The organism is Kitasatospora sp. NPDC101183 (assembly GCF_044767945.1).
Lineage (GTDB): Bacteria > Actinomycetota > Actinomycetes > Streptomycetales > Streptomycetaceae > Kitasatospora.
This window is the reverse complement of record NZ_JBIWOW010000018.1, coordinates 77424-102413: the sequence shown is the minus strand read 5'-3', so window position 1 is coordinate 102413 and position 24990 is coordinate 77424. Positions and strand designations below refer to the sequence as shown.

Genomic DNA, 24990 nt, shown 5'->3' with positions numbered 1-24990 from the left:
CCCCCGCCCCCCGGGCCCCCCCGGGGGGGGGCCGCCCCCCCCCCCGCCCCGGGGCCCCCCCCCCCGGGGGGGGGGCGGCCCGGGGCCGGCCTCGTCACATGGACTTCCAGTCGTTCTGGTCCGGGGTGCCCGTGGTCTCGACGTAGTAGGGGACGGTGTCGTCGAAGGTGTCGGTGGCGATCTTGAAGGGCTTGCCGTCGGGGCCGATCCCGTAGATGCCGACCCTGTCGTTGCGCTGGCCGGTCACGGAGAAGGACCTGCAGCCGTTGGGCTGGACGACCGCGATGCTCATGGTGGGGTGCTTCTCGAACACGAGGTACGAGGCGTACGTGCCCTTCGAGCAGAGGGTGACGTTGTTCCAGGGCGTGGCCATCGGCGCCGGGACCTTGACGGAGGAACCGGAGGCGGGGGCGGCCGGGGAGGCGCTGGCACTGGCGGCGGCGACGCCGACGGCGGAGACCAGGCCGGCCGCGAGCAGCAGGCCGACGGCCCGGACGGAGCGGGGGGCGATGGACACGGGGACCTCCGAGGGGCCGTTGAGCGGTTCCGGGGCGCGGGAGGCGCCCCGATCCCGTCCACGGCCCCCGTGGCCGGCGGGTTCAGGGGCGGTCCAGCACCACCAGGCGCTGCGTCGCGCGCGTCATCGCCACGTAGCGGTCGACGGCGCCCTCGATGCCGCCGCCGAAGGCCTCCGGCTCGACGACGACCACGAGGTCGAACTCCAGGCCCTTGGCGAGCACCGGCGTCAACGCCCGTACGCGCGGCCGCTCCTGGAACTCCGGGGCCGCGCCGATGACGCAGGCCGTGCCCTCCGGGTGCTCGGTGAGCCAGCCGTCCAGGACGGCGTCGAGGTCGCCGACCTCCCCGTGCAGGACGGGAATTCCGCTGCTGCGGATCGAGGTCGGGACGTTGGCGTCCGGCAGCGCGGCGCGGATCACCCGCTCCGCCTCCGCCATGACCTCTTCCGGCGTCCGGTAGTTGACCGTCAGCGAGGCCTCCCGCACCCGGTCGAACCCGGCCCGCGCGAGCCGCTCCTCCCAGGACTCGGCGAAGCCGTGCCGTGCCTGCGCGCGGTCCCCGACGATGGTGAAGCTGCGGGACGGGCAGCGCAGCAGCAGCATCTGCCACTCCGCGTCGGTGAGTTCCTGCGCCTCGTCCACCACGATGTGCGCGAAGGGGCCGTCCAGCGGGTCGGCCTCCTCGCCCGGCAGGGCCGTCTCGTCGACGAGGGTGTCCTTCAGGTCCTGCCCCCGCAGCATCTCGACCGCGCCGTCCCCGTCCTCGTCCGCTTCGAGGATGTGCCCGATGACGTCCGCCATCCGCTCCCGCTCGGCCTCCGCCGCCGCCTCCCGCCGGCGCTTGCGGGCCGAGGACTCCGGGTCGCCGAGGCGGTGGCGGGCGGCGTCGACGAGCGGCAGGTCGGAGAGCGTCCAGGCCTGCGGGGCGTCCTTGCGCTGGAGGCGGCGGACGTCCTCGGGGGTGAGCCAGGGCGCGCAGCGGCGCAGGTAGGCGGGGACGGACCAGAGGTCGCCGACGATGTCCGTGGGCTCCAGCAGCGGCCAGGCGCGGTTCAGCGTCGTGGTCAGTTCCCGGTTCTGGCGCAGGGAGCGGTGGAACATCTGCGGGGAGACGTCGTCCTCGTCGACCCGGCCCTCCAGCTTCTCCCGGAGGATGGACTCCAGTTCGTCCCAGATCTGCTCGCGCGCCTCGTTGTGCGGGGTGCCCGGCTCGGGGGCGGCGAAGGCGTCGGCCCAGTCCTCGGCCGTCAGGGGCAGGTCCGCCCAGTAGGTCTCGACGGTCAGCCCCTCGGTCGGCGGCTCCTCGTAGAGGCGGACGGCGGCCTCGATCGCCTCCGTCGCCATGCCCGTGGAGGCCTTGAGGCGGGCCGTCTCCGGGTCGGCCTCGGGCAGGGCCGCCGCACCCTCGGGGAGGAGGTCGCGCAGGGTGCACGTGCGCACGCCCTCCTCGCCGAGGCTGGGCAGCACGTCGGCGACGTACGCCAGGTACGGCTGGTGCGGGCCGACGAACAGGACGCGGCCACGGCGGTGGCCCAGGCGCGGGTCGGCGTACAGCAGGTAGGCGGAGCGGTGCAGGGCGACGACGGTCTTGCCGGTGCCGGGGCCGCCGTCGACGACGAGGGCGCCGCGCGAGTCGGCGCGGATGATCGCGTCCTGGTCGGACTGGATGGTGGCCAGTACGTCCCGCATGCGCGGCGAGCGGCTGCTGCCGAGGCTGGCGATGAAGGCGGACTGGTCGTCCAGGGCGGCGTGGCCCTCCAGGCCGTCGGGGGTGAAGACCTCGTCCCAGTAGTCGGTGATCCGGCCGGCCGTCCAGCGGTAGCGGCGGCGGCTGGCGAGGCCCTGCGGGTGGGCGTGGGTGGCGGCGAAGAACGGCTCGGCGGCCGGGGAGCGCCAGTCGATGAGCAGCCGGCGGCCGTCGCTGTCGGTGAGGCCGAGGCGGCCGACGTGCACGGGCTCTGCCCCGGGCGTCTGCTCGACGATGCGGCCCAGGCACAGGTCCAGGCCGAAGCGGCGCAGGGCGCGCAGCCGGGCGGAGAGGCGGTGCACCTCGACGTCCCGGTCCATCGCCGCGCGGCCGAGCCCGCCGGGGGCGCGGCGCAGGGCGTCCAGTTGATCGGACAGTTCGGCGATCGCCTGCTCCAGGCTCGCCGCCACCGCCGCGAAGTGCCGTTCGTCGGCGGCCGTCAACGCCGGGTCTGCCTTGGCGGACAGGTGTGCGGGCAGGGCGAACACGCTGGTGGAGAGGGGGGTCATGGCATCAGCTCCGATCTCAGGCCAGCGATTGTCCGCCCCCGGGGGGGCCTTGCCGCAAGGCCCCCCGTGCGCTATAGGTTAGAAGTGGCGGGAGATGTGTTTCGGCCCCGCCTTCCCTCCGCCTCCCTCTCCGTCTCTCCCTTGTGACCGGACGAGTTCGCCGGTGTCCCGCAGCAGGTCGGGGGCCGCGCGGCGGTGGACGGCCGAGAGGGCCCTCCAGACGCGGGCCGCCACCGGGCGGTCGTAGCGCAGGGCGGTGGCCAGCGAGACCCCGTCCGCGTCCGCCCGGACGACGAGGGCGGCGGTCAGCATCCAGGAGCGGGCTTCGAGGCGGACCATGGTGTCGCGGCGCTCGGCGATCCGCCAGCCCGCGATGTGCCGCGGGGAGCGGCCCCGGTGCAGGCGCAGGCCGAGCAACACCCGCCAGACGAACTGGCCTTGGGCCCCGGCGACGCCCTCCAGCATGGCACGGGCCCAGCGCTCCGGGGTGGCGGCCGTGCCGTCCACGGCGAGGGTGAAGAGGTCCGCGTAGTCGGGCGGCGTCGCTGCGGGGCCGAGGGCCGTACGGAGTTCCCCGGTCGGCTCGCACGGGCCGCTGACCGCCGGGGCCTTCCGCGCCCGCCAGTCCCGCCCGATCATGCGCATCAGCGCCGGGTCGACGACGAGGTACCGGAACGGCGCGACCCCCGCCATGTACGCCCGGCCGAGCAGTCCGTTCGGCTTCACCAGGACGGTCATCTCGCCCCGGTGGCCGCCCTTTCCGTCCGGCACCCAGCCGATGTGCATCACCGTGTGCACGGTGCCGTTGGCCATCTCGGCGGCCCACTCGGTGTCCGTGAGGTAGAGGGAGGTGAAGGGCATCGAGGGCAGGTCCGGGCCGCGCGGGCCCTCGCGCAGGTCCTCGGGCAGGCGCTCGCGCAGCGAGGCCACCCGCCGGCCGACGCCCGCGCCCTCGCCGTCCCAGCCGAGGAGCCTGCCGAGGCGTTGGCGGACGGCGTAGAGGAGGCCGGAGACTCCGGAGAACGGGTTGTCCCCGCCGTCCTCGGTGAACCAGGCGACGAGGAGGGGGAGGTCGTCCGGCCCTCCGGGGGTGGGCAGCGCCCAGACGTCCTCGACGCGGAAGTCGGGCGTCAACGCGTGGATGCGCCACGGGCGTCGGCCGTGCACGGCCTTCGGAATCCTCATCGCCGCTCCCCGGTCGGGTCGATCCCCAGCACGCCCGCCGCCGCGCGCTCCGCGAGCACCTCGTCGTACGGCTCCCGCCCGGCCAGGGAGACGACCGCGCCCTCCAGCGCGCCGACGAAGGCCACCGCGAGCACCTGCGCCGGCGGGCCCGGCGGGATCGCCCCCGAGGCGCGGCCGGCCTCGATGCGGCGCTCGCAGTCCGCGACGAGCAGGGCGTAGGCCGCCTCCACCGCGCGGCCCACCGGATGGTCGCCCCGCCCGCCGAACTCCAGCCGCAGCGCGATCGCCATCCGGGCGAGGTCGCGGCGGCAGAACACGGCGTGGCCGCGCGCCATCGCCAGCAGCGCCCCGACCGGCTCCGGCTCGCGCTCGACGAGGACGCCCACCTCCCGCTCCCAGGCGGCGAGGACCCACTCCAGGGCGGCGAGGGTGAGCTCCTCCTTGCCCTTGAACTGGTGGTAGAGCGCGCCGCGGGTGTACCCGGCGTCGGCGGCCACCTGGGCCAGGACGAGGTTGCCGTAGCCGTACCGGGAGAGGCCCCGGGCGGCGGACTCCAGGAGGGCGTTGCGGGACTGTGCACTGCGTTCGGCCTGCCGGGGGCGGCTCGGCTCTTTGCGTACATGCATGTACGTACGTTAAGCGGCCTTATGCGGGCAGTGGAGGCGGGGTCGGCTCACGTTTCCCGCCGGGGTTCGGAGTTCAGCCCGCGACGGCTCTGACCAGGCGTTCCGCCAGCGTCCCGTACGGACGGCAGTCGACCACGGGCAGCCGCAGGGCGCGGGCCTCGGCGGCGAGGTGGTCCGAGTAGCGGGCACTGACCGCCGCGCGGGCGTGCTGCGGACCCTCCTGCGGCTCGCGGTCCGCGTAGTTGGCGCCGATGCGCCCCGGATCGCCCTCGTGCAGGAACACCGCCCGCACCCGCCCCGGCGCCTCCCCCACGGCCCGGACGGCGGCGGCCGGGGTGAGGTAGTCCCCCTCGACGATCGCGCGCACGGGCACGGTCAGCCGGTTGCGGACGACCCCGAGCACCGCCTCGTCCAGGGCGCGGGCGGTGGCGATCTGCCACTCCAACTCCCGCTCGGCGGGCAGGCCGTCGGGCAGCTCGCCGACCCCGTCGAACAGGTGCAGGCCCGGATGGGTGGCGGAGCTGGTCGCCGCCTGCAGCGCGGCCACCACGTCGTCGAACTCGACGACGAACGCCCCGAGTTCACCCGCCAGCGAGGCGGCCGCCCGGCTCTTGCCGACGCCGGAGGCGCCGCCGATCAGCAGGACGTCCCAGGGGGCACGAGGGTCGAGGCTCATCCGCCCACGGTAGACGTGGGTAGACGGTGGACGAACGTCCGGGACACCCTGTTCCCCATGGAGATGTTCGACCGCAATCCCGGCAGCCAACCCGGCGTCGTCACCGAGGACCACTGCTGGGAGTACCACGTGGAACCGGGTCCGACCCAGGACCGGAGGGCGGCGCTCGCCCTGTCAGGAGCCCGCCGGGCCGGACCTCAACTGGCGGAAGAAGGCGCGGATGTCGCCCACCAGCAGGTCCGGCTGCTCCATCGCCGCGAAGTGGCCGCCGCGGTCGAACTCCGTCCAGCGGACGATGGTGTTGGTGCGCTCCGCGATGTGCCGGAGCATGAGGAAGTTCTCCTCCGGGAACGCCGCCAGGGCCGTCGGCGTCGTGGACGGCTCCGGGGGCAGGCCCCAGTAGTCGGCGTGGGCGCGCTCGTAGTAGATGCGGGCGGAGGAGCCGGCCGTGCCCGTCAGCCAGTAGAGCATCACGTTGGTGAGCAGGTGGTCGCGGTCGATCGGGCCCTCGGGGTGCTCGCGGGTGTCCGTCCACTCGACGAACTTCTCGGCGATCCAGGCGAGTTGGCCGACCGGCGAGTCCGTGAGCGCGTAGGAGAGCGTCTGCGGGCGGGTCGCCTGGATGTCCGCGTACCCCTGTCGGTCGCGGCTCCACGCCTTCGCCCGCTCCCAGGAGGCGAGGGTGCGCTCGCGTTCGGCGGGGGTGAGCGGGGCCAACTCCTCCTCGGTGGGCTCGGAGGTGGCCCCCGCGCCGGGGATCAGGTTCAGGTGCACGCCGATGACGTTCCCGGGCCGGACGCGCCCGATCTCGCGCGAGATCGCCGAGCCCCAGTCGCCGCCCTGCACCCCGTAGCGCTCGTACCCGAGGCGCCGCATCAGCTCCGCGAGGGCGGCCGCGACGCGCTTGAACTCCCAGCCCCGGTCCGTCGTCGGGCCCGAGAAGCCGAAGCCGGGGATGCTCGGCAGCACCAGGTGGAAGGCGTCCGCCCGGTCCCCGCCGTACGCCGCCGGGTCGGTGAGCGGGCCGGCGATCCGCTCGAACTCGGCGAAGGAGCCCGGCCATCCGTGGGTGATCAGCAGCGGTGTGGCGTCCGGCTCGGGCGAACGCAGGTGCGCGAAGTGGAGGTTGGCGCCGTCGACCGTCGTCGTGAACTGCGGCCACGCGTTGAGCCGCGCCTCGGCCGCCCGCCAGTCGTACGCATGCCGCCAGTACCGCGCCAGCTCCCGCAGGTGCGCGCCCGGGATGCCGTAGTCCCAGCCGACGCCCGGGAGTTCGTCCGGCCAGCGGGTACGGTCCAGGCGCTCGTGCAGGTCGGCGAGGTCCGCGTCCGGGATCGCGATGCGGAACGGGCGGAGGGCGGCGTCGGGTGCGGTCGTCATAGCGGCGCAGCATAGGGGGCCCTCTCGCCGCCGGGTCGGTCAGGCCGCCGGGCGCGGTCGGGTGACGCGTTCCGCGATGGCGAGGGTGGTGCGGCGCGACACCAGCCGGGGGGACAGCGTCACGAGCCGGTTCAGGAGCCCGTCGACGACGCTCGGCCGCCCCTTGCGGAGGGCGGCGAGGGTGGTGGCGACGACCTGCTCGGGCCGGCGGCGGACGCCCACCGCCGCCTGCTCGCCGACGACCTCGAAGAAGGGGGTGTCGGTGGCCCCCGGGCAGATCGCCAGGGCCCGGACGCCGCTGCCGCGCAGCTCGCTCGCCAGCGCCTCGGTGAAGGAGAGGACGTACGCCTTGGTCGCGCCGTAGACGGCCATCCGGGGGACCGGCTGGAACGCGGCCGTGCTGGCCACGTTGATCACCGCGCCGTGGCCGCGTTCGACCATGGCGGGCAGGAAGCGGGTGGTCAGGTCGGTCAGGGTGGAGCAGTTCAGGTGCACCTGTTCGGCGATCCGCGTCGGGTCGCTCGCGGCGACGGCGCCGAAGGTCGCGAAGCCGGCGTTGTTGATCAGGACGTCGACCGCCGTGCCCGACTCCTCGACGCGGCGCTGGAGTTCCGCCGCCGCTCCGGGGCGGGCGAGGTCGAGCGGGACGACGTGCACGGTGACGCCGTGGGCCGCCTCCACCTCCTCCTGGAGGGCGCGGAGCCTGTCCTCGCTGCGGGCGACGACGACGAGGTCCGATCCTCGGGCGGCGAGTTCGCGGGCGTAGGCGGCGCCGATGCCGGTGGAGGCGCCGGTGATCAGGGTGGTCTTGCGCGTGAAGTCCATGGGTCGCGGGTCTCCTCGTGGCGGAACCTGGGCGAGTGGGCCTTGACGCCACCCCCTCCGGAACAGGCAATGTAGTCAATGCCAACAAAGTAGTCAATGACTACATGCTCGTATGCTGATGCCATGCGAACGGGCCCCTACCACCACGGAGACCTCCGCGCCGCACTGCTGGAACGCGCCGAGCAGACCCTGCGCGACCAGGGCGTCGACGCGCTGTCCCTGCGCGAGCTCGCCCGCGCGCTCGACGTCAGCCACGCCGCGCCCAGCCGCCACTTCAAGGACAGGCGCGCCCTCCTCGACGCCCTCGCCCTCACCGGCGTCCAGCGACTGACCACCGCCTCCCGCGCCGGCCTCGCCCGGAGCGGGGACGACTTCCACGAGCGCGTCTTCGCCTTCGCCCGCACGTACGTCGACTTCGCCGTCGACCACGCCGCACTGCTGGAACTGGCCTTCACCCGCAAGCACGAACCCCCCGTCGCCGACGAGCTGCACCAGGCCTGGCAGCCGTTCAAGGGCGACCTCCACGCCCTCATCGCCCAGGGCCAGGACGAGGGACTGATCCGGAGCGGCAACACCGACCGGATCGGCGCCGTGCTGTCCGCCGCCGTCCACGGCCTGGCCACCCAGGCCGCGAGCGGCCAGCTCTCCGGGGCCGCCCTGGACCAGGTCTTCGACGACCTCCTCACCCACCTGCTGCGGGGCCTGCGGCCCGCCCCGGGCGAGGAGCCGATGGACGGACCCGCCGTGGCGGCCTGCTGAGCTACCGTTCTCCCCCAGGGTCGTCCAGAGGGGTGGAGGGGCACGCGATGCAGCGTGGGACATGGCGGTGGATCGGCGGGGCCGGGGGCGCGGCGACGGTGGCGCTCGTACTGGTCGCGCTGCTGGCGGACCTGGACACGGCCGGGCAGGTCTCCAGCGTCGCGGGGGCCGTGGTCGGGCTGGTCGGCGTCGTGGTCGCGGTGCTCGCCCTCCGGGCACCGGCGGCGGGCGGCGACCGTACGGTCAAGGCCCGCGACGGCGGCATCGCGGCGGGCGGGGACATCAACGGGACGGGCGGCCGGGCGAGTTCTGGACGCCGGGAGGTCTCGGCCGGCGGGCAGGGGTCGGTGGCGGCCGGCGGTGACATCAACGGGATCGACCTGAACGGGCGGTCCTCTTGAGCCCGTGGCCGTGGCGGCGGCGCGCCGTCACCGAGCGGGTCGTGACGGCGGAGGGCCCGGAGGCGATGGCCGCCGGGCGCGACATCACCATCTACCAGGGCGGCGCGCGGCCGGAGCCTGCCGTGGACGGGGAGGCGGCGGTCGAGACGTACCTGACGAGGGTGCGGGAGGTGTACCGGCGGCTGAACCTCGACGTGCTCGGGCCGTCGGGGCTGGCAGGCGAGCAGCCGGTGATCGAGCTGCGGCAGGTGTACATCCCGCAGGACTACGACGTGTACGAGGCTCGCTTCACCGTGGATCGCAGCGTGCGGCTGCACCCGATGTCGGCGCACGGGGAGGATCCGCCTCCGATCCTCCAACTTGTCGGAGACAGCCGGGAGTTGCGACTGGTCGTCATCGGCGATCCAGGCGGGGGCAAGTCGACGCTGACGAAGTTCCTGGCGCTGGCCCTGGCGGGCGCGCTGGGGGCGGTTCCGGCCGAACTGGCGCCGCTGGTCGGGCTGGTGCCAATCGTGGTGGAGCTGCGGCAGTACGCGCAGCAGCCGGAGCGGACCATTGAGGAGTTCCTGGAGTTCATCCACACGCAGGAGCGGATGGGGCTCCCGTGCTCCGTCCTCACCCAACTCTTCGCCGACGGCGATGCATTGGTGGCCTTCGACGGACTCGACGAGATCTTCGACCCCGAGCTGCGCTCGACCGTCGCCCGCCGGATCGCCGCGTTCGCCGCCACCCACCCGCGCGTGCGGACAATCGTCACCTCGCGGGAACACGGCTACCGGGCGGGCGACTTCACCTCCGCCGACTTCCGTCACGTGAAGCTCCGGAACCTGGACTCGGGCCAGATCGAGGACTTCACGCGCCGCTGGTACGCGGCCGCGCACCCGGCCGAGCCGGCACGTGCCGAGCAGCTCGCCGAGCGGCTGCTGCACGCCGTACGTAACATCCGCGCGGTCCGCGACCTCGCCAAGAACCCGATGCTGCTGACCGTCCTGGCCGCCATCGGCCTCGGGCACACCATCCCCCGCGAGCGGCGCCACGTGTACGCCCATGCCATCGAGGTCCTCGTCGAACGCCTGGACCGCGACGCCAAGTTCCTCACCCCGGCCAGCCCGAGGAACGCGGAGGCGGCCCAGGCCCTGGAGTGGCTGAACGCCGGGCGCACGCTGAAGCTCCTGGAACGCATCGCCCGCCAGATGCAGAGCGACGCGGGGCAGCCCGCGGGCACCTTCATCCAGCACGACGAACTCACGGGCATCATCAGCGAGTTCCTCGTCGAGCACAACATCGGCAGGCCCGCTGCCGAGATAGCCGCCGACTTCCTGGTCGAGCGCCTGCGCACCCGGAACTTCCTGCTCGCGCACTACGGCGGCGGCAATTACGGCTTCGTGCACCGGACATTCCTGGAGTACCTCGCCTCCTCCGACCTGGTACGACGCCGGGACGAGGAGGAATGGAGCCGGGAGGAGTTCGTCGACCTGCTCGACGAGTACTCCAAGGACCCGGCATGGGACGAAGTGGTGCTTCTGACCGCCGGGCGGCTCAAGCAGCGGGACGTGGCGGCTTTCCTCGCCCAACTCCTCGAACGGAACCGGCGGACGTCGCTGCACCACATTCCGGCGCTGGCGTTCGCCGTACGGGTCCTCGCCGAGGTGGAGGACATCGGCTTGCCGGTGTTGGCGCAGAGCGAGGCCGTGGTCGACACGTTGACCATTGCACTCCGCCGGTCGCCCTCCCTCCACGCCATCGGTGCTCTGCCGGCCCTCTCCACCTTCGATCAGTTCTGGAGCGGTCGGCGCCGCTACCTGCGCTGGTACTACGCCGCGTTGTGCGTCCCGAGCGCTCCAGGCATCGCCATGGCCCAGCAGATCGCCCGCACCCTCCGCCGACACGACGAATCCACGAGAGCGCAGTTCACCGTGGCCTGGCATCCTCTCGCCGAGGCGATCTCCGCCCAGCCCCGCCACGAGACTCCCCCGCCCGAAGAAGCGCGGATACGGGAACTCCAGGGGCTCGCCGAAGAGTCGGCGCTCGATCAGAGCGCCCCCTTCGCCCTTCAGGCGGCCGTCAGCAGGGACCCGGACCCAGAAGCACGCTGGATGGCCCTAGCCCTCCTCTCCGACTCCTGGCCCCGCGATCCCCGAACGGCCACAATCGCCGAGGCCGCAACCAGGGACACCGCAGTGGAGGTCCGCATCAGAGCCCTCCAGGCGCTCTCCAGCTTCCGGGCCGACGACATCATCCCGGATGACGGCCCCGAATCCCGCTATTATCTCGCCACTCGATCCATCGCCACTCGCGACGCCGAACCGATTGCTCGCAGCGCGGCGCTGAAGACGCTGTCCCTCTGGTGGTCGTCCACCTCCGACGCCTGGTCCGTTCTCCGCGCCGCCGCCACCGACGACCCGAGCCCGGCTGTTCGCGGTGAGGCCCTGGCCCTGGTCGTGTTCCGGGGCTACTGGTCCCACGACGACCTGCCCCTTCTCCACCGCGCCACTGTCGAACACGACGGAAGCGTCCGTGCCGCAGCCCATCGACTCCTCGCCGACGGATGGTCCGGCCATCCCCGCACCCATCCCACCCTCCGCGATGCCATGGACGACGAAGACCCCGTGGTCCGCATGGAGGTACTGCACCTCCTCGGCGAGTACTGGCGTGACCACTCCGACACCCGCCCCACAACCTCCACTGCCCTCGCCGACCCTGCGCCGGAGGTCCGCATCGCGGCCCTCCAAGTGCTGGCTGCCCGGTACACCGAAACCGCCTTCCGCCCGACGCTCGACCTCGCCCGCGAGGACCCGTCCGACGAGGTCCGCACAGCCGCCGTCAAGCTCCTCGCCCTCACCTGGCCCGACGAACCGGAGTCCGCCGAAACGATCACCCGCCTCACCGCCGACCCCTCCGAAGACATCCGCACCGTCGCCACCGAAGCCCTCACCGTCCTCGGCCTCGAAAACCCCCTGGCCTAACCCACCCCCTTTACGTCAGAATGACGATATGAGCACCACCACCCCCGCCGACGTCCGCACCCGCACGGACCTCGCCGCGCTGATGGCCACCGGCGTCCAGCCCAAGTGGGTCATGTTCTGGGGCCACACCGAGCGCAAGGGCGGCGGCACCCGCCAGGAGTGCCTCAGCCAGTGGTGGCCGCAGCCCTTCACCGTCTCCGGCGTCACCTACGCCTCCGCCGAGCACTGGATGATGGCCGGCAAGGCCCGCATGTTCGACGACCACGCCACCGCCGCCCGCATCCTCGACGCCCGGACGCCCGCCGAGGCGAAGAAGCTGGGCCGACTGGTCCGCGACTTCGACGAGGACATCTGGGTCGCCAACCGTTTCGAGCTCGTCGTCGAGGGCAACGTCGCCAAGTTCGAGCAGGACGAGAACCTCCTCGCCTACCTCCTCGGCACCAACTCCCGCGTCCTCGTCGAGGCCAGCCCCCTGGACCGGATCTGGGGCATCGGCCTCGCCGCCGACGACATCCGCGCCCAACAGCCCGTCGAGTGGCGCGGGTTGAACCTCCTGGGCTTCGCCCTCATGGAGGCGCGGGCCCGACTCGCCCGATGAGGCCGGTCGTCCCGATCCTGGACGTGACGGTGGCGGTCTCCACGGCCGCCGCCGTCCTCTACCGGAGCCGCAAGCCCCGCGACAAGCAACTCAGCCGCTTCGGCCCCGAACCCGCCCTCGCGGCCGTCGTCGCACTGATCCTCCTCAACCAGCTCCTCTTCGCCGTCCACATCCAGCGCGCCCACCACGGCGACACGTCCTTCATCTCCCGCTCCTTCCTCCCCGGCTGGTTCGACGTCCCCCGACACAACACCACCGTGACCTGGCTCGCGGACCACCTCCCGGGGCCACCGGGCCTCCTCTCCCCCACCGTCCTCCGCGTCCAGGCGTTCCTCGAACTCCCCCTCGTGCTCCTGACGTTCGCCGCCGTCCTCGCCGCCACCCGCTACGTCCCCGTACGCGCCACGGCCACCGGCCCGTACACCACCGCCCTCACCGCCCTCCTCGCCCGCGCGCTCACCCTCTTCCTCCTCCCGGCCCTCGCCATCCGCTACGGCCTCACCTTCGCCCACCCCCAACCCGCCGCCGCAGCAGCCCTCCTGGTCCTGGCCGCCGCCCTGCGCCGCGAGGACCTGCGGCTCCTCGGGCCCGCGGCGGCCACCCTCGCCGTCGGCTACGCGGTTGCCGTCCTCACGCCGGGCCCGTACGTCGAGGCGACGATCCTGCGGAGCGCGACCGGCGCACTTCTCGCAACGACCGCCCTCTGCGCGCTCCTTGACACCACTCGCACACGACTGGTCGCACGCCCTTAACTCCCCAGCCACAATTCCTCGCCAATATGTCCCGCAGTCAGGGTCTAGATGGACGGGATGGGGCGATCATGCGCATGCGGCCGATGGAGGAAACCGCAGGCCGGGAACTCACCGCCGAGCAACAGGCGTTCGAACTCCGGACGGAGCTCGACGAGTTACTGAGCGCGAGCCGTTACGCGGGCCAGCGCGAACGGCGGCTGAACGAGGCGATACGCGCGACGCCCGGCCGCCACCGCCCGGACGCGGACCTGTTGCGCCAGCTCGCCCAGGCGCGCACCCTGCGCGAGGGGCTGGGCGCGAGATGCCTCCAACTGAGCAACCAGTTGCACGAGTTGGAGATCCGCCTCAGACACGACCAGCCCCAACAGCAGCAGCACCAGCAGCAACCCCCGCAACAACAGCAGCAACCCCTGCAGCAACCTCTGCGACAACAGCAGCACCAACCGCAAGAGCCGTACGAGCCGTACGAGCCGCAGCCGGAACAGCACCCGGAACCCCCACCCCCCGCCCGCCCCGACCTCGGCGCCCTCACCGAGCGGATCACCTCCCTCCACCGGTCGGGCGCCGACGCCGAGGCCGCCGAGCTGCTGGACCGGGCCGCCGCCCTCCTCGCCCCGCCCGACGCCGCCCTCCTGGTGGGCATGCTCTCCCGGCGCGGCCCCACCGGCGCCTCGCTCCGGCTCGCCGCCACCTGCGCCCGCTCCGCGCCCGAGCCCGCGGTGGCCGTCCTCGCCGAACTGCGGGAGCTGGGCCTGGCGGAGGAGTCCGCGGAGCTGTTCCACGCCTTCTGGGCCTACCCGCCCGCCGACCTGCCCGCCCTCCTCGCCGCCCTGGAGCGGGCCGGGCAGCACGCGGACGGCGCGACCCTGCTGTGGGAGTGGGGCTCGGCACCGACTCCCGAGCTGACCGTCCTGGCCGCCGCCCTGCGCCAGCACGGCCGCCAGGCGGACGTCCGCACCCTGCTGCGCCAGGCCGCCGGTCGCCCGACCCCCGAACTGGCCTCCCTCGCGATGGAGTTGCTGCCCGAGCTGTCCACCGTCCTGCTGAACGAGCTGGCCGCGCTGCGCCCGCCGGCCGAGCTGGTCCGGCTGGCGGCCGCGCTCGCCGAACACCCGTCCCTGTACGGGCAGTTGCTCGCCGCCCTGCTCGCCGACGAGGCCCGCCACCGCACCACCCTGGCCGCCCTGCGCTCCGCCGGCCTGCCGACCTCCCCGCCCGCCCCCCGCTCCCGCTGGGGCCGCCGCTCCTAGAGCCGCCGCCGACAGAACAACCGACAGAACGGCCGAGGGAAACGCGAGGAGCCCCCGCCCGCCCCGACCGAACACGGCCGGAGCGAACGAGGGCTCCCGGGAACAGCGGTCAGCAGCCGATGAGCCGCGCGCCCAGGTACGCCTTCACCTGGTCCAGCGACACGCGCTCCTGCGACATGGTGTCGCGGTCGCGAACGGTCACCGCGTTGTCCTCAAGGGTGTCGAAGTCGACCGTCACGCAGAACGGCGTGCCGATCTCGTCCTGGCGGCGGTAGCGCTTGCCGATGGCACCGGCGTCGTCGAACTCGACGTTCCACGCGGTGCGCAGGTCGGCGGCCAGGCCGCGGGCCTTCGGGGAGAGGTCGGCGTTGCGCGACAGCGGCAGCACGGCGACCTTGACCGGGGCCAGGCGCGGGTCGAGCCGCATGCCGACGCGCTTCTCCATGACGCCCTTGGCGTTGGGCGCCTCGTCCTCGAAGTAGGCGTCGATCAGGAAGGCCAGCATGGCGCGGTTGAGGCCGGCCGCCGGCTCGATGACGTACGGGAAGTAGCGCTCGTTCGACTCCTGGTCGAAGTACTTCAGGTCCTGGCCGGAGGCCTCGCTGTGCACCCGCAGGTCGTAGTCCGTGCGGTTGGCGACGCCCTCAAGCTCCGAGAACTCGCTGCCGCCGAAGTTGAAGCGGTACTCGATGTCCACCGTGCGCTTGGCGTAGTGGGACAGCTTCTCCTTCGGGTGCTCGAAGAAGCGCATGTTCTCGGTGCGCAGGCCGAGGTCGACGTACCAGTCCCAGCGCTGCTGGAGCCAGTACTCGTGCCACTGCTCGTCCTCGCCCGGCTTGACGAAGAACTCCATCTCCATCTGCTCGAACTCGCGGGTGCGGAAGATGAAGTTGCCGGGCGTGATCTCGTTGCGGAAGCTCTTGCCGGTCTGGGCGATGCCGAACGGCGGCTTCTTGCGCGAAGTGGTCTGGACGGCCTTGAAGTTGGTGAAGATGCCCTGGGCGGTCTCGGGGCGCAGGAAGGCCAGGCCGGAGGCCTCCTCGGTGACGCCGAGGTGGGTCTTCAGCATGCCCGAGAAGTCCTTGGGCTCCGTGAACTGGCCCTTGGTGCCGCAGTCGGGGCAGTTGACGTCCTGGAGGCCGTTCGGCGGCGGGAAGCCGTGCTTGGCCTCGTACTTCTCCTCCAGGTGGTCGGCCCGGTGGCGCTTGTGGCAGGAGAGGCACTCGGTCAGCGGGTCGTTGAAGGTCGCGACGTGGCCGGAGGCCTCCCAGACCTCGCGCGCCAGGATGACCGACGAGTCGAGTCCGACGACGTCCTCGCGGGCCTGGACCATCGCACGCCACCACTGGCGCTTGATGTTCTCCTTGAGCTCCACGCCCAGCGGCCCGTAGTCCCAGGCGGCACGCGTGCCGCCGTAGATCTCGCTGCAGGGGTAGACGAAGCCACGGCGCTTGCTCAGGCTGACGATCGTGTCGATCTTGTCGGCGGCCACAGTGCTCTCTTCAGTACGTACGGCACGGTCAGGGCACGGCTGGTTGCTCGTACCCGAATACCCAAGGTTACCGGCCATACGGGTACGAGGTTCAAATCGGTATCGTCCGGCAGCCACCACCCATCGTTACCTGCCGTTCACCCGATCGAGTGATTTGACAATCATTTCCAGTTAAGTTGAGAATGATTGTCATGATGATCGGACAGTCGGGACGTCGGACCCGCACCTCCATAGCCCTGGCCGCCACCGCCCTGACCGGCGCCCTGGTGCTGACCGCCTGCGGCGGGGACAGCAGCGCCAAGAGCGGGAGCGGCAAGCTCAAGGTCGTCGCCTCCTTCTACCCGATGGAGTTCCTCGCCCAGCAGATCGGCAAGGACCACGTCGAGGTCACCGACCTCACCGCCCCCGGCGTCGAGCCGCACGACCTGGAGCTCACGGCCAAGCAGGTCGCGGCCGTCCAGAAGGCCGACGCGATCGTCTACCTCAAGGGCCTCCAGCCCACCGTCGACCAGGCCGTCGGCCAGTCCTCCGCCAAGGCCAAGATCGACGCCACCGCCGCCAGCCCCCTCGTCGACCACCACCTCGACGAGGGCACCGAGGGCGGCGACGGCCACAAGCACGACGGCCCGGCCGGCGACCCGCACATCTGGCTCGACCCGACCCGCTACGCCTCGATCGCCAAGAGCGTCGGCGCCGAGTTCGCCAAGGCCGACCCCTCGCACGCGGACGAGTACAAGAAGAACACCGACGACCTGGTCACCAGGCTCGGCGCCCTCGACCAGGAGTTCCAGGCCGGCCTCAAGGACGTCAAGTCCAAGACCTTCGTCACCAGCCACGCCGCCTTCGGCTACCTCGCCGACCACTACGGCCTCACCCAGGTCGCCATCAACGGCGTCGACCCCGAGTCCGAGCCCACCCCGGCCCGCCTGGCCGAGGTGCAGAAGGCCGCCAAGGACAACGGCGTCACCACGATCTTCTTCGAGACCCTGGTCAGCCCCAAGCTCGCCGACACCGTCGCCAAGGACCTCGGCCTCAAGACCGCCGTCCTGGACCCGCTGGAGGGCGTCAAGGACCCCTCCAAGGACGACTACCTCAGCGTCATGAAGCAGAACCTGGCCAACCTCCGGGCCGCCCTGGGCGCCCCGGACAGCACCCCCACGACCCCGGCCGCCACCCCGACCACGAGCTGACGGGAAGCACCGCCATGACCGACCCGATACCCCTGGCCCCCGCCGTCCGCCTGCGCGACGCCATCGCCGCCCGCGGCGGCCGCCCGGTGCTGCGCGGCGTCGACCTCACCGTGCGCTCCGGCGAGGTCGTCGCCCTGCTCGGCGCCAACGGCTCCGGCAAGTCCACCACCGTCAAGGCGGTCATCGGATCGGTGCCGCTGGAGCAGGGCACCCTGGAGCTGTTCGGCACGCCGTACCGCTCCTTCCGGGCCTGGAACCGCATCGGGTACGTCCCGCAGCGCACCACCGCCGCCTCCGGCGTCCCGGCCACCGTCCGCGAGGTGGTCTCCACCGGACGGCTGGCGCAGCACGGGCTGCTGCCCTTCCGCCGCAAGGACCGCGCCGCCGTCGACCGCGCCCTGGACGCCGTCGGCATGCTGGACCGCGCCGGGGACGGCGTCGCGGACCTCTCCGGCGGCCAGCAGCAGCGGGTGCTGATCGCCCGCGCCCTGGTCGGCTCGCCGGACCTCCTGATCATGGACGAGCCGATGGCCGGCGTGGACTCCGCCAGCCAGCAGGTGCTCGCCGACACCCTGCGCGCCGAGGTCGGGCGGGGCGCCGCCGTCCTCCTCGTCCTGCACGAACTCGGGCCGCTGGAGCCGCTGATCGACCGCGCCGTCGTCCTGCGGGACGGCTGCGTGGCGCACGACGGCCCGCCCGTCCCCAACACCGGCCTGCACGCCCTGCCCGGCCACGACCACGTGCACCCGCACGCCGACCTGACTCCGCCGAGGCTGCTGGCATGACCGAGATGCTCTCCTACGACTTCATGCAGCGGGCCCTGCTCGCCGCCGTCCTGGTCGGGATCACCGCCCCCGCCGTCGGCATCTACCTGGTGCAGCGCCGCCAGGCGCTGATGGGCGACGGCATGGGCCACGTCGCGATGACGGGCGTCGGCCTCGGCTTCATCTTCCAGACCAGCCCGGTCTGGATGGCCGTGCTGGTCTGCGTGCTCGGCGCCGTCACCATGGAACTGGTCCGCTCACGCGGAAACCAGCGCGGCGACATCGCCCTCGCGATGCTCTTCTACGGCGGCATGGCCTGCGGCAAGCTGCTGGTCTCGATGTCCGCCCAGGCCGGCGCCGGCTCGCTGGAGAGCTACCTGTGGGGCTCGATCCTCACCGTCGCCCCGGGGGACCTCGTCACCATCGCGATCCTCGGCGCCGTGGTCATCGCCGTGACGGTCGGCCTGCGCCGCCAGCTCTTCGCGATCTGCCAGGACGAGGACTTCGCCCGCGTCACCGGCGTTCCGGTGCGCACCCTCAACCTGCTGCTCGCGGTGATGGCCGCCGTCACCGTCACGGTGGCGATGCGGGTGGTCGGCCTGCTGCTCGTCAGCGCCCTGATGGTCGTCCCGGTCGTGGCCGCCCAGCAGCTCACCCGCTCCTTCGCCGCGACCCAGGCCGCCTCGATCGGGCTGGGCGTGGTCGTCGCGCTGGCCGGGGTCACCGGCTCGTACCACCTCAACGTGCCCTCCGGGCCGGCCATCGTGCTGCTCGCCATCGCGGTGTTCGCGGTGTTCAGCGCGATCGCCGCGCCGCTCGCCCGGCGGCGCCACCGGGCCCGGGCCGACCAGGGGCCCCAGGTCTGCGACGTCGAACTCCCGGCACAGGCCTCCTCCGAGGCGACCTCGCCGGGGCGGGGGGCGGGGCTGGCACAATGAGGTGCCAGACGACCCCCACCCCAGGAGGACCCACGGTGACCACCGCAGGCCCGTCGCCGCGCGCCCGATCGACCCGGCAGCGTGCCGCCGTCTCGGCGGCCCTGGACGAGATCGCGGACTTCCGCAGTGCGCAGGAGCTCCACGACCTGCTCAAGCACCGCGGTGACTCCGTCGGTCTGACCACCGTCTACCGGACCCTCCAGTCGCTCGCCGACGCCGGCGAGGTCGACGTGCTGCGCACCTCGGACGGCGAGGCCGTCTACCGCCGGTGCAGCAGCGGGCACCACCACCACCTGGTCTGCCGCCACTGCGGCGCCACCGTGGAGGTGGAGGGCCCGGCGGTGGAGCGCTGGGCCAACTCGGTCGCCGCCGAGCACGGGTTCAGCGACATCGCGCACACCCTGGAGATCTTCGGCACCTGTGCGGAGTGCGCGAAGGCGGCCTGACCTCCGCGCCGGGGCAGCCGGTACGGAACCGGGTACGGATTCGGGTACTGGACCGGGTACGGATTCGGGTACGGCGAAGGGCCCGCAGGAGCGATCCTGCGGGCCCTTCGCCGTCCCCGGCGCGCCTCAGCGCTGCGCCGGGACCTCCGCCGGAACCTCGTTGGGGATCGCCCCGCCGAAGCGCCGGTCGCGCCGCGCGTACTGCTCGCAGGCGCGCCACAGGTCGCGGCGGTCGAAGTCGGGCCAGAGCACGTCCTGGAACACGAACTCGGCGTAGGCGGACTGCCAGAGAAGGAAGTTGGAGGTGCGCTGCTCGCCGCTGGGGCGCAGGAACAGATCCACGTCCGGCATGTCCGGGTGGTACATGTACTTGGCGATGGTCTTCTCGTTGACCTTCTTCGGGTCGAGCCGCCCGGCAGCGACCTCCCGCGCGATCGCCTGGGCGGCGTCGGCGAGTTCGGCCCGGCCGCCGTAGTTGACGCACATGTACAGGGTGACGGCGTCGTTGCCCTTGGTCTGCTCCTCGGCGACCTGGAGCTCCTGGACGACGCTCTTCCACAGCTTGGGCATCCGGCCGGCCCAGCGGATGCGCACGCCCATCTCGTCCATCTCGTCGCGGCGGCGGGCGATGACGTCGCGGTTGAAGTTCATCAGGAACTTCACCTCGTCGGGCGAACGCTTCCAGTTCTCGGTCGAGAAGGCGTACAGCGAGATGTTCTTGACGCCCAGCTCGATGGCGCCCGCGAGGACGTCCAGCACGACGGACTCGCCGACCTTGTGGCCCTCGGTGCGCGGCAGCCCGCGCTCCTTGGCCCAGCGGCCGTTGCCGTCCATCACGATCGCGACGTGCTCGGGGACGAGCTCGCCGGGGATCTTCGGGGGCTGTGCGCCGCTGGAGTGCGGAGTCGGGGGAACGTAGTTCCGCTGCTTGCCGCCGCCGAAGAGCCGTCGCGCTGCCATGTGCTCACTTCTCCACGTATCTCATCGAGCGGATGCCCCGCTCCAGGTGCCACTGGAGGTAGGCCGCGACCAGGCCGCTGCCCTCCCGCCAGTACCGGGGCTCGCAGGAATCGGCCGTCCGCCAGTCCCCTGACAACAGCGCCCCGAGCAGTACCAGTGTCTCAGGGGAGGGTACGGCACAACCCGGCACCCGACAGTCCCCGCAGAGCACCCCGCCTGCGGGGAGGGAGAAGAAACGGTTCGGCCCGTCCAGGCCGCACTTGGCGCAGTCGGTGAAGCTCGCGCCGTACCCGTTGACCGCGAGCGAGCGCAGCAGGAAGGCGTCCAGCACCAGGTGCGACTCGTGCAGCCCGGCGGCCAGCGTGCGCAGCCCGCCCACCAGCAGCAGGTACTGCTGCACGGCCGGCTCGCCCTCGTTCTCGGCGAAGCGCTCGGCCGTCTCCAGCATCGCGGTGCCGGCGGTGTAGCGGCCGTAGTCGGTGACGATCGAGCCGCCGTACGGGGCGATGGTCTCCACCTGGGTGCACAGCGGCAGGCCCCGGCCGAGGAGTTCGCTGCCCCGGCTGAAGAACTGCACGTCCACGTGCGAGAAGGGCTCGAGGCGGGCGCCGAACTTGGACTTGGTCTTGCGCACCCCGCGCGCCACCGCCCGCACCCTGCCGTGGTGGCGGGTCAGCAGGGTGATGATCCGATCGGCCTCGCCGAGCTTCTGCGCCCGCAGCACGACGCCGTCGTCCCGGAAAAGACTCATGCCCACCATTGTCCCCCAGGCCCCGGACAGCCGTGTTGCCCGCACCGGGGACCGTGGGGGAGGACCACTGCGGTGCGGGTCACGGCGGGCCCGGGAGGGGGGTGGCCGGGCCCGTTTGTGGGGGATTCGGAAGGTACGGGGGAAGGATCGGAAGGTACGGGGGAAGAAGGGGCGGCTAGTACAGCGCCCGCGTCGCCGCCTCCAGCAGCACGGCGACCCGCTCCTGCGGCACGTCCAGGCAGCGCCCGACCGCGTCCAGCGCGTCGCGCTCCTGCGGCAGGTAGCGCCCGTCCGAGAGGGCGATCGCCGCGCCCTGCAGCACCAGCCGCTCCCGGCCCTGCTGCGCCAGGTGCGGGGCGACGGGCTGGAGCACCGCGTGCAGTTCCACCGCGAGGCCGCCGGACATGCCGTGCGCGTCGTGCAGTTCGCCGCCGAGGCCCGAGAGAGCGGCGAGCGCCGCCAGTACCTGGGCCTCGCCGCAGTCCTCGAAGCCGGCCTCGCGCACGGCCGTGCAGGCCGCCTCGCGGGCCGCCCGGTTGCCGGTGCCGCCGGCCGCGAGCATCGCCAGCGCGACGGTGTACTGGGCGTCGCGCAGCATCGCGCCCAGGCGCACGCTGGTCGGCTGCTCCAGGCTCTCCAGGCCGAACCGGGCGAGGCAGCCCGTGCACTGCACGCTGCCGATCACCGGGCCCAGCGGAACGACCGGGGCTCCGAGCAACCGCAGCCACCGCCGGCCGTGCTGCCGACGGTAGTTGCGGTCCCCGCCGCAGCCCGGACAGAAGAAGTCACCGAGAACGTCAGTCCGCCACCGCGGGCGAACACCCCACAACCTGGTCACGGCGCCACTCCCCAGACATGGCAGGCGCTCCTGCTCGATGATGGGCAGGTCGCGCGACCGGACACCTGGGCCGTCCCACCGACCCGGCTCTCCGGTGGATCGATGTTGCCACGGTTACCGGCACGTGTCAGTACCTGGAACGTCTTCCGATCCGAAAAAATGTGGCGCAGACCACAAGGCCCGGCACAGGACCCGGCACAGCGCACTGCGCACAGGCCGAAGGGCCGCCCGGAGGACGGCCCTTCGGGTACCACCCGTACGTATTAGGCCCGCTGCGCCCGGTTGACGGCGCTGATCATCGCCTTCAGCGAGGCCAGCACGGTGTTGCCGTCGATTCCCACGCCCCACAGCACCTTGCCGTCCACCGCGCACTCCACGTACGCGGCCGCCTGGGCGTCGCCGCCCTCGCTCAGCGCGTGCTCGGCGTAGTCCAGGACGCGCACGTCCACGCCGATCCGGGACAGGGCGTCCGCGAAGGCGGAGACCGGGCCGTTGCCCGTACCGGTCAGGCGTACGGGAACGCCGTCCACCACGGCCTCGGCGGTCAGCGCGTCCCGGCCGTCCTCGGTGGTCAGGCTGCGCGAACCGGCCAGGGAGATCCGGCCCCAGGGGTTGTCGGTGGTCGGCAGGTACTCGTCCTCGAAGACCCGCCAGATCTCGGCCGGGGTGACCTCGCCGCCCTCGGCGTCGGTCTTGGCCTGGATGATCCGGGAGAACTCGATCTGCATCCGGCGCGGCAGGTCCAGCTTGTGGTCGTTCTTGAGGACGTACGCGACACCGCCCTTGCCGGACTGGCTGTTGACGCGGATGACCGCCTCGTACGTCCGGCCGACGTCCTTGGGGTCGATCGGCAGGTACGGCACGCCCCAGGTGTGCTCCTCCACCGGGACGCCGGCGGCCTTCGCGTCGGCCTCCAGGGCGTCGAAGCCCTTCTTGATCGCGTCCTGGTGCGAGCCGGAGAAGGAGGTGTAGACCAGGTCGCCCGCGTACGGGTGGCGCGGGTGCACCTCCATCTGGTTGCAGTACTCGGCGGTGCGGCGGACCTCGTCGATGTCGGAGAAGTCGATCTCGGGGTCGACGCCCTGGGAGAACAGGTTCATCCCCAGCGTCACCAGGTCGACGTTGCCGGTGCGCTCGCCCTGCCCGAACAGACAGCCCTCGATGCGGTCCGCGCCCGCCATGTACGCCAGTTCGGCGGAGGCGACGGCCGTGCCCCGGTCGTTGTGCGGGTGCACGGACAGGCAGACGTACTCGCGGCGCGACAGGTGGCGCGACATCCACTCGAACTGGTCGGCCTGGACGTTGGGGGTGGCCCGCTCGATGGTGGCGGGCAGGTTCAGGATGATCTCGCGGCCCTCGCCCGGCTGCCAGACGTCCATGACCGCCTCGCAGACCTCCAGGGCGAAGTCCAGCTCGGTGTCGACGAAGATCTCCGGCGAGTACTGGTAGCCGAAGACGGTGTCCTCGCCCAGCAGCTTCTCCGCGTACTCCATCACCAGGCGGGTGCCGTCCACGGCGATCGCCCTGGTGGCCTCCTTGTCGTTGCGGAAGACCACCCGGCGGAACAGCGGCGCCGTCGCGTTGTACAGGTGGACGGTCGCGCGCGGGGCGCCGACCAGGGACTCCACCGTCTTCTCGATCAGCTCCTCGCGGGCCTGGGTCAGCACCGAGATGGTGACGTCCTCCGGGATCGCCCCCTCCTCGATCAGCGAGCGGACGAAGGCGTGGTCGGTGGCGCCGGAGGAGGGGAAGCCGACCTCGATCTCCTTGTAGCCCATGGCGACCAGCAGGTCGAACATCTTGCGCTTGCGGGCCGGGGACATCGGGTCGATCAGCGCCTGGTTGCCGTCCCGCAGGTCCGTGGAGAGCCAGCGCGGCGCCTTGGTGATCACCGTGCCCGGCCAGGTGCGGTCCGGCAGGTCGACGGTGCCGAAGGGCAGGTAGCGCCCGTGCCGCATGCCGGAGGTCCGCTGGCGGGCGGTGGCGGCGGTGATCGGGGTGGGCCGGTCGGTGAAGGCGGCGGCAGCGGGGACGGCGGAGGTCTGCTCGGTCATGGAGGTGACTCTCGGCTTCCTGTGGATGCGTGGCTTGCGGGCGGTCGGGATGGTCTACACCGATTGGCCGGCCTCAGCGGTGACGCTCGCGATTCGCCATTGGATCGCCGATGTGCGCGCACAGCTCGTTCTCCGCGGCGAGGGAGCCGGCCCGGTGGACTACAGGCCCTCGACGCGGCAGCTAAGAAGAAGCAGCCCGTTGCGCATGATGGGACCCAGCGTAACCCAGCCCCGCGCGCCCCCGAAGTGATCCGGGCTACCGTTCCACCCCTTGAGACACCCGCTGGTCATGTCAAAGGTGGTGACAACCGGTCATGAAAGCCTCACCCTGGGCCACATGACTGCAGGAGTGCCGCTCTGCGCGATCGTCCCGCCGTACGTCCTGGACCGCCTCGCCGAGGCCGGTCACGAGCCCGCCGTCCACTCCCTCGCCCTCGACGCCGCGCACCGCGCTGCCCGGCTCGCCCCTCCCCCGGCCGTCGCCGCCGCCCCCGACCTCAGCCGGCTGATCTACGACGCCGGCCACCTCCAGCACCTGCCCGGCCGCACCGTGCGCGCCGAGGGCCGGCCCCCGGCCGCCGACGACTCCGTCAACCGCGCCTACGACGGCCTCGGCGCCACCTTCGCCCTCTACGCCGACGCGTACGGGCGCCGCTCCATCGACAACCAGGGCCTGCGGCTGGACGCGAGCGTCCACTACGGCCGCGACTACGACAACGCCTTCTGGAACGGCCACCAGATGGTCTTCGGCGACGGCGACGGCGAGATCTTCGGCGACTTCACCGCCTGCGTGGACGTCATCGGCCACGAACTCACCCACGGCGTCACCCAGTTCAGCGCCGGCCTGGAGTACCACGACCAGCCCGGCGCGCTCAACGAGTCCGTCTCCGACGTCTTCGGCTCCCTCGTCAAGCAGTACGCGCTGCACCAGGACGCCGACGCCGCCGACTGGCTGATCGGCGCCGGGCTCCTCGCCCCCGGCGTCCAGGGCGTGGCCCTGCGCTCGATGAAGGCCCCCGGCACCGCGTACGACGACCCCCGGCTCGGCAAGGACCCGCAGCCCGCGCACCTGCGCGACTACGTCAACACCTCGGAGGACTCGGGCGGGGTGCACATCAACTCCGGCATCCCCAACCACGCGTTCTACCTGCTCGCCACCGCCCTCGGCGGCCCGGCCTGGGAGCGCGCCGGGCGGATCTGGTACGACGCCCTCACCGGCCGCCGGCTGCCCGCCGACGCCGACTTCACGGCCTTCGCCCGCGCCACCGTGGCCGCCGCCAAGGCCCGCTACCCCGACCAGCCCTCGGTGGCCGACACCGTCACGGCCGCCTGGGCCCAGGTGGGGGTGAGCCCGGGATAGGGCCC

Annotated in this window: 22 protein-coding genes and 1 pseudogene; 11 read left to right on the top strand and 12 right to left on the bottom strand. The window is 72.4% G+C overall.

Translation table 11 applies throughout. The features are described 5' to 3' along the window. Window positions 1-94: 94 nt before the first annotated feature. From ACIRRS_RS25245 to ACIRRS_RS25215, 7 genes and pseudogenes are all read right to left on the bottom strand, one after another. On the bottom strand, window positions 95-517 hold the full coding sequence (locus ACIRRS_RS25245; RefSeq protein WP_402974882.1) for a hypothetical protein: 423 nt from the start codon (window positions 515-517) through the stop codon (window positions 95-97). 82 nt (window positions 518-599) lie between these two features. Beyond that, on the bottom strand, window positions 600-2774 hold the full coding sequence (helR, locus tag ACIRRS_RS25240) for an RNA polymerase recycling motor ATPase HelR (RefSeq protein ID WP_402974880.1): 2175 nt from the start codon (window positions 2772-2774) through the stop codon (window positions 600-602). Between the two features lie 606 nt (window positions 2775-3380). Beyond that, window positions 3381-3959 (bottom strand): annotated as a pseudogene (locus ACIRRS_RS25235) (DUF2867 domain-containing protein); the annotation flags it as partial. Next, window positions 3956-4585 carry a TetR/AcrR family transcriptional regulator gene (locus ACIRRS_RS25230; RefSeq protein ID WP_402974876.1) on the bottom strand — a complete coding sequence of 210 codons (630 nt, stop codon included), beginning with the start codon at window positions 4583-4585 and terminating at the stop codon, window positions 3956-3958. The pseudogene ACIRRS_RS25235 and the gene ACIRRS_RS25230, both read right to left, overlap by 4 nt. A gap of 73 nt (window positions 4586-4658) precedes the next feature. Then, window positions 4659-5261 (bottom strand): AAA family ATPase, encoded by a 603-nt coding sequence (locus ACIRRS_RS25225; RefSeq protein ID WP_402974873.1) that lies wholly within the window; start codon window positions 5259-5261, stop codon window positions 4659-4661. Between the two features lie 174 nt (window positions 5262-5435). After that, window positions 5436-6641, bottom strand: a complete 1206-nt coding sequence (locus ACIRRS_RS25220) for an epoxide hydrolase family protein (RefSeq protein ID WP_402974870.1) — start codon at window positions 6639-6641, stop codon at window positions 5436-5438. Window positions 6642-6680: 39 nt separating this feature from the next. Next, the gene (locus tag ACIRRS_RS25215; protein ID WP_402974867.1) at window positions 6681-7466 is read right to left on the bottom strand and encodes an SDR family NAD(P)-dependent oxidoreductase; all 786 of its coding nucleotides are present in this window, start codon (window positions 7464-7466) and stop codon (window positions 6681-6683) included. Between the two features lie 123 nt (window positions 7467-7589). Between ACIRRS_RS25215 and ACIRRS_RS25210 the strand changes: the two genes are divergently transcribed. The 6 genes from ACIRRS_RS25210 to ACIRRS_RS25185 all read left to right on the top strand — a co-directional run bounded on the left by ACIRRS_RS25210 (window position 7590) and on the right by ACIRRS_RS25185 (window position 14192). Next, window positions 7590-8225: a TetR/AcrR family transcriptional regulator gene (locus ACIRRS_RS25210; RefSeq protein WP_402974864.1), complete on the top strand. Its 636-nt coding sequence runs from the start codon at window positions 7590-7592 to the stop codon at window positions 8223-8225. Between the two features lie 47 nt (window positions 8226-8272). Then, a complete protein-coding gene (locus ACIRRS_RS25205; protein WP_402974861.1) occupies window positions 8273-8626 on the top strand; it encodes a hypothetical protein in 354 nt (117 codons plus the stop codon). Then, entirely contained in the window at window positions 8623-11592 is a 2970-nt protein-coding gene (locus tag ACIRRS_RS25200; protein WP_402974859.1) for a HEAT repeat domain-containing protein, read from the top strand. Before ACIRRS_RS25205 ends, ACIRRS_RS25200 begins: the two co-directional genes overlap by 4 nt. A gap of 28 nt (window positions 11593-11620) precedes the next feature. Then, window positions 11621-12190, top strand: a complete 570-nt coding sequence (locus ACIRRS_RS25195) for an NADAR family protein (RefSeq protein WP_402974856.1) — start codon at window positions 11621-11623, stop codon at window positions 12188-12190. Then, window positions 12187-12942, top strand: coding sequence for a hypothetical protein (locus tag ACIRRS_RS25190; RefSeq protein ID WP_402974853.1), 756 nt, complete (start codon window positions 12187-12189; stop codon window positions 12940-12942). Before ACIRRS_RS25195 ends, ACIRRS_RS25190 begins: the two co-directional genes overlap by 4 nt. 83 nt (window positions 12943-13025) lie before the next feature. Further along, on the top strand, window positions 13026-14192 hold the full coding sequence (locus ACIRRS_RS25185) for a hypothetical protein (RefSeq protein ID WP_402974851.1): 1167 nt from the start codon (window positions 13026-13028) through the stop codon (window positions 14190-14192). 109 nt (window positions 14193-14301) lie between these two features. Here the strand turns inward: ACIRRS_RS25185 and ACIRRS_RS25180 are convergent, their stop codons facing one another. Further along, the gene (locus ACIRRS_RS25180; protein WP_402974848.1) at window positions 14302-15684 is read right to left on the bottom strand and encodes a glycine--tRNA ligase; all 1383 of its coding nucleotides are present in this window, start codon (window positions 15682-15684) and stop codon (window positions 14302-14304) included. A 191-nt stretch (window positions 15685-15875) separates the two neighbouring features. On the opposite strand from ACIRRS_RS25180, the gene ACIRRS_RS25175 reads away from it, so the two are divergent. The 4 genes from ACIRRS_RS25175 to ACIRRS_RS25160 are packed head-to-tail and all read left to right on the top strand — an operon-like array spanning window position 15876 to window position 19022. Continuing rightward, window positions 15876-16874, top strand: coding sequence for a metal ABC transporter substrate-binding protein (locus ACIRRS_RS25175; protein WP_402974845.1), 999 nt, complete (start codon window positions 15876-15878; stop codon window positions 16872-16874). 14 nt (window positions 16875-16888) lie between these two features. After that, the gene (locus ACIRRS_RS25170; protein ID WP_402974843.1) at window positions 16889-17659 is read left to right on the top strand and encodes a metal ABC transporter ATP-binding protein; all 771 of its coding nucleotides are present in this window, start codon (window positions 16889-16891) and stop codon (window positions 17657-17659) included. After that, window positions 17656-18576 (top strand): metal ABC transporter permease, encoded by a 921-nt coding sequence (locus tag ACIRRS_RS25165; protein WP_402974840.1) that lies wholly within the window; start codon window positions 17656-17658, stop codon window positions 18574-18576. Before ACIRRS_RS25170 ends, ACIRRS_RS25165 begins: the two co-directional genes overlap by 4 nt. 35 nt (window positions 18577-18611) lie before the next feature. Further along, window positions 18612-19022: a Fur family transcriptional regulator gene (locus ACIRRS_RS25160; protein ID WP_402974837.1), complete on the top strand. Its 411-nt coding sequence runs from the start codon at window positions 18612-18614 to the stop codon at window positions 19020-19022. A 126-nt stretch (window positions 19023-19148) separates the two neighbouring features. On the opposite strand, the gene ACIRRS_RS25155 is transcribed toward ACIRRS_RS25160, so the two are convergent. The 4 genes from ACIRRS_RS25155 to leuA all read right to left on the bottom strand — a co-directional run bounded on the left by ACIRRS_RS25155 (window position 19149) and on the right by leuA (window position 23625). Further along, a complete protein-coding gene (locus ACIRRS_RS25155) occupies window positions 19149-19982 on the bottom strand; it encodes an isoprenyl transferase (protein ID WP_402974834.1) in 834 nt (277 codons plus the stop codon). Between the two features lie 4 nt (window positions 19983-19986). Then, entirely contained in the window at window positions 19987-20733 is a 747-nt protein-coding gene (recO, locus tag ACIRRS_RS25150) for a DNA repair protein RecO (protein ID WP_402974831.1), read from the bottom strand. A 175-nt stretch (window positions 20734-20908) separates the two neighbouring features. Then, window positions 20909-21418, bottom strand: coding sequence for a TerB family tellurite resistance protein (locus tag ACIRRS_RS25145; RefSeq protein ID WP_402974828.1), 510 nt, complete (start codon window positions 21416-21418; stop codon window positions 20909-20911). A gap of 416 nt (window positions 21419-21834) precedes the next feature. Next, the gene (leuA, locus tag ACIRRS_RS25140) at window positions 21835-23625 is read right to left on the bottom strand and encodes a 2-isopropylmalate synthase (RefSeq protein ID WP_402974825.1); all 1791 of its coding nucleotides are present in this window, start codon (window positions 23623-23625) and stop codon (window positions 21835-21837) included. Between the two features lie 337 nt (window positions 23626-23962). Here leuA and ACIRRS_RS25135 point away from each other — a divergent pair, with 337 nt between their 5' ends. After that, entirely contained in the window at window positions 23963-24985 is a 1023-nt protein-coding gene (locus tag ACIRRS_RS25135; protein WP_402974822.1) for a M4 family metallopeptidase, read from the top strand. The last annotated feature ends 5 nt before the right edge of the window (window positions 24986-24990 follow it).

Bases quoted from the DNA above. Each gene is read 5' to 3' on its own strand.
- helR (WP_402974880.1), bottom strand. From the start codon at position 2,774: ATGACCCCCCTCTCCACCAGCGTGTTCGCCCTGCCCGCACACCTGTCC.
- ACIRRS_RS25230 (WP_402974876.1), bottom strand. From the start codon at position 4,585: ATGCATGTACGCAAAGAGCCGAGCCGCCCCCGGCAGGCCGAACGCAGT.
- ACIRRS_RS25225 (WP_402974873.1), bottom strand. From the start codon at position 5,261: ATGAGCCTCGACCCTCGTGCCCCCTGGGACGTCCTGCTGATCGGCGGC.
- ACIRRS_RS25220 (WP_402974870.1), bottom strand. From the start codon at position 6,641: ATGACGACCGCACCCGACGCCGCCCTCCGCCCGTTCCGCATCGCGATC.
- ACIRRS_RS25215 (WP_402974867.1), bottom strand. From the start codon at position 7,466: ATGGACTTCACGCGCAAGACCACCCTGATCACCGGCGCCTCCACCGGC.
- ACIRRS_RS25210 (WP_402974864.1), top strand. From the start codon at position 7,590: ATGCGAACGGGCCCCTACCACCACGGAGACCTCCGCGCCGCACTGCTG.
- ACIRRS_RS25205 (WP_402974861.1), top strand. From the start codon at position 8,273: ATGCAGCGTGGGACATGGCGGTGGATCGGCGGGGCCGGGGGCGCGGCG.
- ACIRRS_RS25195 (WP_402974856.1), top strand. From the start codon at position 11,621: ATGAGCACCACCACCCCCGCCGACGTCCGCACCCGCACGGACCTCGCC.
- ACIRRS_RS25190 (WP_402974853.1), top strand. From the start codon at position 12,187: ATGAGGCCGGTCGTCCCGATCCTGGACGTGACGGTGGCGGTCTCCACG.
- ACIRRS_RS25185 (WP_402974851.1), top strand. From the start codon at position 13,026: ATGGAGGAAACCGCAGGCCGGGAACTCACCGCCGAGCAACAGGCGTTC.
- ACIRRS_RS25175 (WP_402974845.1), top strand. From the start codon at position 15,876: ATGATGATCGGACAGTCGGGACGTCGGACCCGCACCTCCATAGCCCTG.
- ACIRRS_RS25170 (WP_402974843.1), top strand. From the start codon at position 16,889: ATGACCGACCCGATACCCCTGGCCCCCGCCGTCCGCCTGCGCGACGCC.
- ACIRRS_RS25165 (WP_402974840.1), top strand. From the start codon at position 17,656: ATGACCGAGATGCTCTCCTACGACTTCATGCAGCGGGCCCTGCTCGCC.
- ACIRRS_RS25155 (WP_402974834.1), bottom strand. From the start codon at position 19,982: ATGGCAGCGCGACGGCTCTTCGGCGGCGGCAAGCAGCGGAACTACGTT.
- recO (WP_402974831.1), bottom strand. From the start codon at position 20,733: ATGAGTCTTTTCCGGGACGACGGCGTCGTGCTGCGGGCGCAGAAGCTC.
- leuA (WP_402974825.1), bottom strand. From the start codon at position 23,625: ATGACCGAGCAGACCTCCGCCGTCCCCGCTGCCGCCGCCTTCACCGAC.
- ACIRRS_RS25135 (WP_402974822.1), top strand. From the start codon at position 23,963: ATGACTGCAGGAGTGCCGCTCTGCGCGATCGTCCCGCCGTACGTCCTG.